This window comes from Paraburkholderia sp. A1RI-2L (genome assembly GCF_048957375.1).
GTDB lineage: Bacteria > Pseudomonadota > Gammaproteobacteria > Burkholderiales > Burkholderiaceae > Paraburkholderia.
Window position 1 is genome coordinate 1494565 of record NZ_JARBTA010000002.1, and the last position, 12100, is coordinate 1506664.

10 protein-coding genes are annotated in these 12100 nt (G+C 65.6%); 6 read left to right on the top strand and 4 right to left on the bottom strand.

The genetic code is table 11. From position 1 onward, the window contains the following. Positions 1-98 precede the first annotated feature (98 nt). The gene (locus PWP93_RS21685) at positions 99-971 is read left to right on the top strand and encodes a LysR substrate-binding domain-containing protein (RefSeq protein WP_421045893.1); all 873 of its coding nucleotides are present in this window, start codon (positions 99-101) and stop codon (positions 969-971) included. A 21-nt stretch (positions 972-992) separates the two neighbouring features. Here the strand turns inward: PWP93_RS21685 and PWP93_RS21690 are convergent, their stop codons facing one another. Together PWP93_RS21690 and shiA are read right to left on the bottom strand one after the other, a co-directional pair. After that, on the bottom strand, positions 993-1763 hold the full coding sequence (locus tag PWP93_RS21690) for an IclR family transcriptional regulator domain-containing protein (RefSeq protein ID WP_421026920.1): 771 nt from the start codon (positions 1761-1763) through the stop codon (positions 993-995). Between the two features lie 80 nt (positions 1764-1843). Then, positions 1844-3163, bottom strand: coding sequence for a shikimate transporter (gene shiA / locus PWP93_RS21695; RefSeq protein ID WP_421045894.1), 1320 nt, complete (start codon positions 3161-3163; stop codon positions 1844-1846). 268 nt (positions 3164-3431) lie between these two features. On the opposite strand from shiA, the gene PWP93_RS21700 reads away from it, so the two are divergent. From PWP93_RS21700 to PWP93_RS21715, 4 genes are all read left to right on the top strand, one after another. After that, positions 3432-4550 carry a 4-hydroxyphenylpyruvate dioxygenase family protein gene (locus tag PWP93_RS21700; RefSeq protein WP_421045895.1) on the top strand — a complete coding sequence of 373 codons (1119 nt, stop codon included), beginning with the start codon at positions 3432-3434 and terminating at the stop codon, positions 4548-4550. Between the two features lie 116 nt (positions 4551-4666). Next, positions 4667-5614 carry a dihydrodipicolinate synthase family protein gene (locus PWP93_RS21705; protein ID WP_421045896.1) on the top strand — a complete coding sequence of 316 codons (948 nt, stop codon included), beginning with the start codon at positions 4667-4669 and terminating at the stop codon, positions 5612-5614. A 225-nt stretch (positions 5615-5839) separates the two neighbouring features. Next, a complete protein-coding gene (araD, locus tag PWP93_RS21710) occupies positions 5840-7606 on the top strand; it encodes an L-arabinonate dehydratase (RefSeq protein WP_421045897.1) in 1767 nt (588 codons plus the stop codon). Positions 7607-7843: 237 nt separating this feature from the next. Continuing rightward, a complete protein-coding gene (locus PWP93_RS21715) occupies positions 7844-8638 on the top strand; it encodes a TSUP family transporter (RefSeq protein ID WP_421045898.1) in 795 nt (264 codons plus the stop codon). A 4-nt stretch (positions 8639-8642) separates the two neighbouring features. On the opposite strand, the gene PWP93_RS21720 is transcribed toward PWP93_RS21715, so the two are convergent. Both PWP93_RS21720 and PWP93_RS21725 read right to left on the bottom strand, forming a co-directional pair. Continuing rightward, the gene (locus PWP93_RS21720) at positions 8643-9479 is read right to left on the bottom strand and encodes an NAD-dependent epimerase/dehydratase family protein (protein WP_421045899.1); all 837 of its coding nucleotides are present in this window, start codon (positions 9477-9479) and stop codon (positions 8643-8645) included. A gap of 73 nt (positions 9480-9552) precedes the next feature. After that, on the bottom strand, positions 9553-10821 hold the full coding sequence (locus PWP93_RS21725; RefSeq protein WP_421046153.1) for an MFS transporter: 1269 nt from the start codon (positions 10819-10821) through the stop codon (positions 9553-9555). A 321-nt stretch (positions 10822-11142) separates the two neighbouring features. Between PWP93_RS21725 and PWP93_RS21730 the strand changes: the two genes are divergently transcribed. Next, entirely contained in the window at positions 11143-12075 is a 933-nt protein-coding gene (locus tag PWP93_RS21730; protein ID WP_421046154.1) for an aldose epimerase, read from the top strand. The last annotated feature ends 25 nt before the right edge of the window (positions 12076-12100 follow it).

Genomic DNA, 12100 nt, shown 5'->3' on the forward strand with positions numbered 1-12100 from the left:
AAAAAGCACGATACGCGCCGGGGATTGTGGTGCGTTGCCGGGCTCGCGACAAGCGACGATAATTTGGCTCTGACAAAAGCCAATCTAATAGGTCGCTCATGCGCCCCAATTTACCGCTGCATGCGCTCAGAGCCTTCGAGGCGTCGGCGCGCCACTTGAGCTTCACACGTGCGGGCCTCGAATTGAAGGTCACGCAGGCGGCGGTCAGCCAGCAGGTGCGCACGCTCGAAGAGTGGCTCGGCGTGCCGCTCTTCAGGCGGCTGCCGCGCGGGCTCGGCATGACCGACGAGGCGCGCGCGCTCCTGCCCGTGCTCAGCGACGCGTTTGGCCGCATCGAGGCCGTGCTCAAGCAGTTCGAGGGTGGGCGCCTCCACGAGGTCTTGACGGTGGGCGTGGTGGGCACCTTCGCGATTGGCTGGCTGATGCCGCGGCTCAAGTTGTTTCGCGAGGCGCATCCGTTCGTGGAACTGCGCCTGCTCACCAACAACAATCTCGTCGATCTCGCGGGCGAAGGGCTCGATTTCGCGATCCGCTTCGGCGACGGCATGTGGCCCGCCACCGAGAACACGCGCTTGCTCGACGCGCCGCTTGCCGTGCTGTGCGCGCCCGAGATCGCCCGGCGGCTTGCCGCGCCCGCCGATCTCGCGAAAGAGACGCTGTTGCGCTCCTATCGCACCGACGAATGGCTGCGCTGGTTCGTGGCCGCCGGGCTCGAGCCGTGGACGGTGAGCGGGCCGATCTTCGATTCGTCGCGGCTGATGGCCGAGGCGGCCATGCAGGGCGCGGGCGTGGCGCTCGCGCCCGCGCGCATGTTCGCGCGCGAGTTGCAGGCGGGACTGCTGGTGCGGCCGTTCGATGTCGAGGTGCCGACCGGCAGCTATTGGCTCACCTGGCTGCGCTCGCGCGCGATGTCGGCGGCGATGCAGCTGTTTCACGACTGGGTCGTGCAGGAGGCGGGGGCGGGCGGGTGAGGCGTTGCCCGCCTGCACCGCTCATAAGACGTTCAACATCGCCAGCGCCGTTTCCTGCAGATGCGGGAGCACGCGTTTGAGCGCGGCTTCAGCGTTTTCATTGCCTATCGACATGTTGGTGCTGAGTGCGGCCACCACGTCGCCGCTGCGGTTGCGCAACGGCACGGCCACGCCGCGCACGCCCACCTGCAATTGCTGCTCGATGAGCGCATAGCCGTCGGCGCGTGCGCGCACGATTTTCTCGCGCAAGCGCGCGGCGCTCGTGATCGTATGCGGCGTGAACGGCACGAGTTCGACCGTATCGAGCCAGGCCGATACCGCCTGCTGATCCTCGAGGTGAGCAAGCAGCACCACGCCGGGCGAGATCAGCGGCGCGGGCACGCGCGCGCCGAGCACGAAGCCCGTGGTCATCACGCGCGAGACGCCGTTGCGTGCAATCACCACGAGATCCCAGTCGTCGAGCACGCTCACATAGGCCGATTCGTTGAGCGTCGCGCTCAGCTGCTGCAAGTACGGCTGCACGGTGCGGGGCAAGCGCGCCGAATCGAAATACGACCAGCCCACGCGCAGCACGCGCGGCGTCAGCCCGAAGAGCCGCCCGTCGGTATGGACATAGCCCAGCGATTCGAGCGTCAGCAAATAGCGCCGCGCGGCGGTGCGCGAGAGCCCGGTGCGTTCGGCGGCTTGCGTCGCGGTCATGCGCGCGTGCTGATTGTCGAAGGCTTCGAGAATGGCGAGGCCTTTTTCGAGTCCGGCGATCCAGTCGCGTTTGGCAAGGGACGTGGTTTTCATGAGCGGATCGCGCAAAGGCCGGGCATGTGCCCGGCCTTGTTCTGTGTTGATTGCGAGCGCTGGAATGGGCGCGTCGCGGCTTACGCTTTCGCGGGCTTCATGCTCGCGGCCACGATCAGCGAGATCAGGCAGCCGATGGCGAGGTAGGCGGCCACCAGATGCCACGTGCCGCCGCCGAAGCTCACCAGCGCCACGGCGATGAACGGCGTGAAGCCTCCGCCCACCACGCTGGCGAATTGATAGCCCACGCCCGCGCCGCTATAGCGGTACTCGGCGCCGAACAATTCGGTGAAGAGCGGCTGCTGCACGCTCACCACCATGTCGTGAGCGAGATTGGCGAGCGCCACCGAGAAGATCACGATCCACACCGTCGAGCGCGCTTCGAGTGCGAGAAAGAACGGCACGGCGCTCGCAAGGCCGATCACCGCGCCGATCAGATAGATGTGGCGCAGGCCGAGACGGTCGGCGAGCCACGCGAAGCAGGGAATGGTCACGCACGAGAGCGCGCCGACGAACAGGCCGATACCGAGAAACAGATCGCGCGAAAGGCCGAGGTTGGCGGTCGAATAGCTGAGCGCGAAAGCGGTCACGATATACATCGTGAAGAGTTCGGCGAGGCGCAGCGCGACGATATAAAGAAACGCTTTCGGATGACGCGTGAGCGCTTCGAGCACCGGCATCTTGAGCTTGCGATGGCCGTGCTCGACCTTCTCGACGAACTCGTGCGACTCGTCCATGCTCGAGCGCACCCACAGGCCCACGAGGACCAGCACCACGCTGAAGATGAAGGGCAGGCGCCAGCCCCACGAACGGAACGCGGCGTCGCCGAGCGCGTGGCTCAGTAGCGTGACGATGCCGGTCGCGAGCACGAGGCCCACGCCGTAGCCCACCTGCACGCCGCTGCTGTAGAACGCTTTTTTGCCAGCGGGCGCGCTTTCCACGGCCATGAGCGCCGCGCCGCCCCATTCGCCGCCCACGGCGAAGCCCTGGATCGCGCGAAACAGCACGAGCAGCACAGGCGCCCACCAGCCGATCGAGGCGAAGGTGGGCAAAAAGCCGATGGCGACCGTGGAGAGGCCCATCATCATGACGGTGAGCACGAGCATGCGCTTGCGCCCGAGCCGGTCGCCGTAATGGCCGAACACCACGCCGCCGAGCGGCCGGAACAGGAAGCCCACGCCGAAGGTGGCGAAGGCCGCGAGCGTGCCCATGTTGCGGCCGATGTTCGGGAAGAATTCCGCGTTGAAGACCAGCGCGGCAACGATGCCGTAAAGCAGAAAGTCGTACCAGTCGACGACCGCGCCGACGAAGCTGCCGAGCGCAGCCTTCTTCGCCTGGCTGCGCGAGCGGCGGAGGTTGGCCGGGTCGGCGGCGTCCGTGGTGTCGAGGGTGGGGGTCATGAGGGTGTCTCCTTACGCTGGTCTCATGCAAAGCCGCTTGCCTGGGGAGCCGCGACGGTGAGACGGAGCATAGGACCGCGCAGGCGCCAGGGCAATGCGCCAGGCGCGCACGATGCGCGATAATCGCCCAGATGCGTGCGATTATCGAACGTTTTTCGGGTTAGCACCAAGGCCGGCGAGGGGTGCGGGCATCCCTCGGCTTGGGTGGAGTGTACGATCTGGTTAAAATCTGCGTTGCCCTTTCTCGTCCGTTTCAGGAGTCTTCCGCATGTCGTCCAACCCCCGTTCCGCCTCGCAGGATCAGGCCAATCCGCTTGGCATGGCCGGTCTGGAGTTCGTCGAATTCGCAGCGCCTGAGCCCGCGGTGCTTGGGGCGCAGCTCGCGCAACTGGGGTTCAAGGCCATCGCGCGCCACGTGAGCAAGAACGTCACGCTGTATCGGCAGGGCCAGATGAATTTCCTCGTCAACGCCGAGCCCGATTCGTTTGCTTCGCGTTACGCCGAGGAATACGGCATGGGCATTTGCGCGATCGGCGTGCGCGTGGAGAACGCGCGACGCGCCTTCGAGCACGCCTTGCGGCTGGGCGCATGGGCATTCGAAGGCGAGCGCCTCGGCAGTGGCGAGCTCAAGATTCCGGCCATCCAGGGCATTGGCGATTCGCATATTTATTTCGTGGACCGCTGGCGCGGCCGCGGCGGCCAGCGTGGCGGCGTAGGCGATATTTCGATCTTCGACATCGACTTTCGGCCCATCGATGTCGCGACCGCACAGGCCGATCTCGACCACGGCGGCACCGGCCTCCAGCGTGTCGATCACCTCACGCAGACGGTGGGCGCGGGGCGCATCGGCGAATGGCTCGACTTCTATCGCGATCTGCTGCATTTCCGCGAGATTCACGAGATCGACGCGAATTGGCATGTGGCGCAGGGCTCGCGCGTGATGGTGTCGCCGGACGGCGAAATCCGTATTCCTGTGTACGAAGAGGGCACGCGCCGCACCGAGCTCATGCACGACTACCTGCCCGATCATCCGGGCGAGGGCGTCCAGCACATCGCGCTCGCGACCGACGACATCGTGCCGTGCGTCGACGCGTTGAAGGCCAATGGGGTGGAGTTCGTCGAGCCGCCTGCCGCGTATTACGACTCGGTCGACGCGCGCCTGCCGGGCCACGGCGTCGATCTCGATGCGCTGCGCCAGCGCCATGTCCTGATCGACGGCGAGATTGGCGCGGACGGCGTGCCGCGCCTGTTTTTCCAGACCTTCGTGAAGCGCCGCCCCGGCGAAATTTTCTTCGAAGTGGTGCAGCGCAGCGGCCATCATGGCTTCGGCGAAGGCAATCTCGACGTGCTGGCGCGCTCGCGCGCCAGTCAGCCGAGCCAGCCCTGACCACGACGCCAGGCGCCCCTCCAGGCAAACCCTAACAAATAAATCAAGTTGTTTGACAACTAAGCGAGGCGAGTGCTACCGTCGGGTGTCGATCAGCCATCCCAGCACGAGGCCTCATGAACGTGTCCCCGATCGTCGAGCGTGAATTCGCCTCGACCGTGATGGCAGTGCCGCCTCTGGCACGCCGCGCCGATTTCTCGCTCGATGTCGAACAAAACCGCAAGCTCATTCGCCACATGGAAGCGGGGAGGCTGCGCACGCTGCTGTACGGCGGCAACGCGAATCTTTATCACGTCGTCGTGAGCGAGTTTCGCGACCTGCTCGACATGCTGGCGGAGACGACCTCGCCCGGCACGCGCGTGATCCCGGCCATCGGCCCCGACTACGGCAAGATGCTCGATCAGGCGCGCATCCTCGCGCAGACACGGCACCAGACCGCCATGGTGTTGCCGCTTGCCGGCTTCACCACGCCCGCGGGCGTCGAGGCGGGCCTCATGCGCATCGCCGACACAGCCGGCATTCCGCTCACGCTCTATATCAAGAGCGAGAGCTATGTCGACGTGGACACGCTGGCGCGCCTCATCGATCGCGGCACGCTCATTGCGGTGAAATACGCCATCGTGCGCGAGGACCCATCGAACGATCCTTATTTGCGCCGCCTGCTGCAGAGCGTGAGCGCGTCGCGGGTCGTCTCGGGCATGGGCGAGCGTCCGGCGCTCGTGCATGTGCGCGATTTCGGCCTCGCCTCGTGGACCACGGGCTCGGGCTGCATCGCCGCGCGCGCCGTGACGGCGCTGCTCGAGGCCGCCAAGGAAGGCCGCGCCGACGAAGCGCAACGGCTCTATGAAGCTTTCATGCCGCTCGAAACGCTGCGCGACGACATCTCGCTGATTCGCGTGCTGCACGACGCCGTCACGCTTTCGGGCATCGCCGACATGGGCGCGATCCTGCCGCTGCTCTCGCATTCGCCGGCCGAGGCGCTGCCCGCCATCGGCGCGGCCGCGCGGGCGTTGCTGGCGTTCGAGCGGTCGCTGGCGGGTTCGGCGCAGGCGGCGCATGCATGAGCGGAACGAACACGCAGATCACCACTGGAGCGATGCTGCTAGCGTCTGTATGACAGGCATTCCGGCAAACGTCCAATAAAGGCTCACAACGCTTCCTCCTGTTGCTTGACAACTTCAGGCGCGGATCGGCATCCTTTGATGCGCAGCGAGCGTGAAGGCGTGGCGCTAGCCGAGCGCCGACGGTTTGACTGGAACATCCGCGGAAACACCTGGAGCCAAGGCAAGATGAGCAACAAGCGAAAGACCCCCGAAACACTGCGCAGTCACCGCTGGTATGGCGCGAACGACCTGCGTTCGTTCGGCCATCGCTCGCGCACGGCGCAGATGGGCTACAGCCGCGAGGAGTACGCGGGCAAGCCGGTCATCGCGATCCTCAATACGTGGAGCGAGATGAACCCCTGCCACACGCACTTCAAGCAGCGCGTGGAAGAGGTCAAGCGCGGCATCTGGCAAGCAGGCGGTTTTCCCATCGAGCTGCCGGTGCAGACGCTCTCCGAGCCGTTCCAGAAGCCCACCACGATGCTCTATCGCAACTTCCTCGCGATGGAGGCCGAAGAGACGCTGCGCTCGTATCCGGCCGATGGCGCGGTGCTGATGGGCGGCTGCGACAAGACCACGCCCGCGCTGCTGATGGGCGCGATCTCGATGAACCTGCCGACCATCTTCATGCCCGCCGGCCCGATGCTCAACGGCAACTGGAACGGCGTGACGCTCGGTTCGGGTTCGGACACGTGGAAGTACTGGGCCGACCTGCGCGCGGGCAACATCACCGAGGACGACTGGAAGGGCGTTGAAGGCGGCATTGCGCGCTCGCCGGGCCACTGCATGACGATGGGCACGGCCTCCACCATGACGAGTGCCGCCGAGGCGCTCGGCTTCACGCTGCCGGGCTTTGCGTCGACGCCCGCGCCCGATTCGCGCCACGCGCAGCTGGCGGCGAAAACGGGCATGCGCATCGTCGAGATGGTGTGGGAAGACCTGAAGCCCTCGGACATCGTCACGCGCCAGGCGGTCGACAACGCCGTGACCACCTGCCTCGTGCTCTCGGGCTCGACCAACGCCATCGTCCACATGATCGCGCTCGCGCGCCGCGCGGGCGTCGAGCTCACGCTCGCGCAGTACGACGAGATCGCGCGCCGCACGCCGGTGCTCGCGAACATCCGCCCGACCGGCCAGTACCTCATGGAGGACTTCTATTATGCGGGCGGCCTTTGCGCGATGCTCAAGGAGCTCGGCGACCTGATCGACGGCACGCAGATGACCGTGAACGGCAAGACGCTCGGCGAGAACATCGCCGATGCGCAAATCCATAACGAAGCGGTGATCTATCGCCGCGCGAAGCCGCTGATGCCGGATACGGGCCTCGCCGTTCTGCGCGGCAATCTCGCGCCCGACGGCGCGGTGATCAAGCCGGGCGCGGCCGAAAAGCGCCTGCACGTGCATACGGGCAAGGCCATCGTGTTCAAGGACTACAACGACATGGCCGCGCGCATCGACAGCGAAGCGCTCGATTGCGACGAGAACAGCGTGATCGTGCTGCAGCACGCGGGGCCAGTGGGCGCGCCGGGGATGCCCGAATGGGGCCAGCTGCCGATTCCGCAGAAGATCCTCAGAAGGGGCGTGCGCGACATGCTGCGCATTTCCGACGCGCGCATGAGCGGCACGAGCTACGGCGCCTGCGTGCTGCACGTGGCGCCGGAATCGTTTATCGGCGGACCGCTCGCGCTTGTGCAGGACGGCGACCTGATCGAGCTGAACGTGCCCGAACGCCGCCTCAACGTGCTCATCTCCGACGCGGAAATGGCGCGCCGCAAGGCCGCATGGGTCGCGCCCGCGCCGCGCTTCACGCGCGGCTATGGCGCGATGTACCAGATGCACGTGATGCAGGCGGACAAGGGGTGCGAATTCGATTTCCTGCAACGTGACGGCGTGGCCGGTACGAGCGGCGGCGGTGGTGGCGATAGTGGTGGCGGCGAGCCCGAAATTCACTAAGGGATTCACAGCGGGATTCACAGCGGGATTCACAGCGGGATCGACAGCGGGATCGACAGCGGGCATGGGACGCGTCGTAGCCCGTGCGGTCAGTCCGCGATTTTTTCGGGAGCGTGCAATTTAGTGCGCCAGGTGCGCTTCGCGCGGCTGCGCTATCATGCAGTCCGCTTTTCAAGATAAATCTGGCCGAATGCGCGGGGACGCCTCGCGTGCCTCGCCACGCACCCGACCTCTTCAATGTTCGACTTCCATCTCTCCGGGGGCGTCCTGCTCCCGCACATGCAGGCGCTCGACGTGCTCGAACTCTGCGGCATTGCCATTGCGCTGGTGCTCGGCGGCATGGTGAAGGGAGTGACCGGCATTGGCGTGCCGCTCGTCGCCATGCCGATCCTCACGCATTACCTGCCCGTGAAGCAGGCCGTGCTGCTGCTCTCGATGCCGATCATTCTCGGCAATATTCCGCAGGCGCTCGAAGGCGGGGATCTGTGGAAGACCGTCAAGCACATTGCCGCGCCGCTGCTCGGCACCGTGATCGGCAATATCGTGGGCGTGGCCGTGCTGATTCGGCTCGAGCCGCACCACGCGCTGGCCGCTTCGGGCATCACGCTGATCGTGGCCGCTGCGTTGATGCTGGCTTCGCCGCGGCTCAAGCTCGCGCCTTCGATCGTCAAGCCGGTGGGCTTCGCGCTGGGGTTCGGCGCGGCGCTCATGGAGAGCATTGCGTCGGTGCCCGGGCCGCTGCTTGCGATGTATCTGATCGCCACGGGCGCGACGGGCCGTGCGTTCACCAAGCAGATCGCGATCATTCTCGTGGTTTCGGTGCTCACGCTGGTTACCACCTTCAGCGGCGGCGCGCACGCCAGCGGCGCCGACCTCGCGATCTCGGCTGCGGCAAGCCTGCCGTCCATCGCGGGCATGTTCCTGATCCGGCCGTTGCGCGACAAGCTGCATCCGCTGGCGTTCCGGGTCATCGTGCTCCTGTGCGTGCTGGCGGCGGCGGTGCAGATGATCATCAAATCAGGCGTGATTTGAGGCGTCACGCCTGCTTGCCGCGCTTTTCCACCGGCGTGAAATCGAAGCTCGCGAAACTTCCGCCCTGATAGCGCTGTGCAACGGCATCGAGCGGATTCTCCCTGGCGAGAATTTCGTCGGCGTAGTCTTCGGCGTTTTGCTTCGGTTGGTAGCCCAGGCGCTCGGCATCGTCACGCTCGCCGCTTTGCATCCCGTGTTGTACCCAATAGCTGCGCGTATTGTTCGACACGCCCCACACGAGCGCAAAGCCGATCGACTCCACATTGATCACGCGATCGACGAGATGGAACAGGTCGTCGTGGCCGAACCACGTGCTCAAATGGCGGAACTCGGTGGGCTTCGGCAGGCAACTGCCGATGCGCACGTTCACGGTCTCGATGCCGTGCTTGTCCCAGTAGAGCCGCGCGAGCGATTCGCCCCACGCCTTGCTGAGCCCATAAAAACCGTCGGGGCGAAATGCGCAGTCGAGCGTGAGCTTGTCTTCCACCGGATACATGCCGATCGCGTGATTCGAGCTCGCGAACAGGATGCGCCTGGTGCCATGGCGGCGCGCCCCTTCGTAGACTTCGACAAGGCCGCGCAGGTTGTTCTCGATGATCTCGGGCAGGGGGCGCTCGACGCTCGTGCCGGCCATGTGGATCAGCACGTCGACGCCTTCGAGCAGGCGGTCGACCACTGCGGGATCGCGCAAATCGCCGTGCATGACATCTTCGCCGGGAACGAGCGGCTCCAGCGGCTTCGAGCCAGCCGCGGAACGCAGGTTCACGCCGCGTTCGAGCAGGCCCTTGCGCAAGACGGTGCCGAGCTGACCGGCCGCGCCGGACAATGCAACTTTCTTCACGGTGGAGTTACCTCACATAAGAACGCCGAAAGCCGGCGCCCGAGCGTGCCCCGGGCGCCGGCCGATGAAGCGCTCAGGCTTTCGCCTGGTGCGCCGGCTGCAGCGCGGCGCCAACTGCCTGGTCGCGTTCGTTGTCGTTGTGCTGGTTCGAAATCAGTCGCCAGGCCACCACCGCGCCGATCACATCGAACAGCATGAGGCAGACGAACAACGGGTTATAGCCGATCGTGCTCGCCATTGCGCCGACGACAAGCGAGAACACCGTTGCGCCGAGGTAGCCGAGCATGCCCGAGAGGCCCGTGGCGGTGGCCACTTCGTGCTGGCCGAAGACATCCGAGGCGAGCGTGAACAGGGCGCCCGAAATGGTCTGGTGCGCGAAGGTGCCGACGCAGAAGAGCGCGATGGCGGCATACGGGCTCGCGACGAGCCCGACGCAGGCCGGGCCGATCATCAGCACCGCGCCAGTGGTGATGACGAGCTTGCGCGAGGTGATCAGCGAGCAGCCGAACCAGCGGATGAAGAGCGGCGCAAGATAGCCGCCGACGAGGCAGCCGAGGTCGGCGGCGAGGAACGGCATCCACGCGAACAGCGCGATTTCCTTCAGGTTCATGTGGCGCACGGTGAACATATACAGCGGAATCCATGCGCCGAAGGTCTGCCATGCCGGCTCCGCGAGCATGCGCGGGATGCCGATGCCCCAGAAGCGTCGCTGCTTGAGCACTTCCTTCCACGACGGGCGCTTGCCGGAGATGCGCTGTTGCGCGGCGTCCTGGCCTGCACGAATGTACTCGGCCTCGTCCTGCGAGAGCCGCGGGTGTTCGGCCGGCGAGCGGAACAACACGAGCCACAGCGCGACCCAGATCAGCGCGGCGCCGCCGGTCACCACGAAAGCGAATTGCCAGTTGTACTTAAGAATGCACCAGACCACGAGAGGCGGAGCGATCATCGCGCCGATCGACGTGCCGGTGTTGAGCCAGCCCGTTGCGACCGAACGCTCCCTGGCCGGAAACCACTGGCTGATGGCCTTCATGCCGGCCGGGAAGATGGCCGCTTCGCTTGCGCCGAGCAGGCCGCGGAACAAGGCGAGCGCGGGCCAGCTGGCGGCAAGGCCGTGGAGCATGTTGGCGATGGCCCAGCCGAACGCGAAGATCGCAAAGCCGATTTTGACGCCCACGGAGTCGAGCACGAAGCCGGCGATGGGCTGAGAGAGTGCATAGCAGGCCTGGAAGGCCGTGACCACGTACGCATACTGTTGCGTGGACATGTGCAGCGTTTCGGTGAGCGTGGGCGCCGCGACGGAAAGCGAACTGCGCGCGAGATAGTTGAAAGCGGTGCCGATCATGATGAGGCCGATGATCCACCACCGCAGCCCCTTGATAGTCTTGCGTTGCACTGCTCGTCTCCTGGTGTGCTGATCGGCATCTGCATGTAAGACAGCATTCTATTTGTCGTGAAGTTGTAAAGCAAATCGTGTCTCGATGGGGATTTCCCTGGGCGCGCTGCGCCACCCACGCTTGCGGGGCGCTGAGTTGATCGACGGCTTGGCTCGTGATCGAGGCGAGGCGGCGAGTTGACAATGATTTTGTTGTATTACAACAATGCGAGCGAGGCCGACGCGGTACCAAAAGGCCACGTCGAAATTTTTCTCTTTTTCCGATACGAAATGGCGCAGTTTCAGGGGCAGGACATCATCGAAATCGTGCGCGGCGGCTCGTGTCTGCGGGTTGCGCCGCAAGCCGGCGGGCGGCTGCTCTCGTGGCATGTGCATGGCGCGCCCATCATTCACTGGCCCGATGATGCCGACTGGAGCCAGCCCGCGCTGGTGCGCGGCGGCAACCCGCTGCTGTTTCCTTTCATCGCCCGCCATCGCGTGGACGGGCGCATCGGGCTATGGCGCGACGCGCAGGGCGTGGTGCGCGAAGTGCCGATGCATGGCTTCGCGCGCGATCTGCCGTTCGATGCGCACGTGGGCGCGCAGGGCCATGGCGTGCGCCTGACCTTGACCGACAGCACGGCTACGCGCACGGGCTTTCCGTTCAGTTTTCGCTTCGAAGCCGTTTATCGGCTCGTGGACGAAACCACGCTCGACGTCGAGTTGATGACGACGAACACGGCCGCGGCGGGCGCAACCGCGACGCACGATGACCGCATGCCGTACTACGCCGGCCATCACTTCTATTTCGCCTTGCCGCATGGGCAGCGCAGTGCGTCGACGCTCGCGCTGCCGCGCAACGTCTACCGGCATCAACTCGCCGACGGCACGACGACAACGCCCGAGGCAGGCGCCGAGCGCTATCGCTTCGACGACGCGCGAATCGTCGACCGGCTTCATTGCCTCGAAGGCGCGCCGGCGTCTCCGGTGCGCATCGAAATGCCTGCGCTGCGGCGCGCCGTCGAGATCGATTTGCGCCGTCCTGGCTCGATACCCTGGTACGCCGTGACGTCGTGGACGCTCGCGCCCGATTCGGACTTTTACTGTGTGGAACCCTGGCTCGGCCTGCCCGATGCGATCCACAGCGGCCTTGGGCTGCGCTGGCTGGAGCCGGGGCAGACAGAAGAGGCTTCGCTGCGCATCAGCGTGAGCACGCTCGATTGACGGGCGGGTTGGGCAACTCAGACGG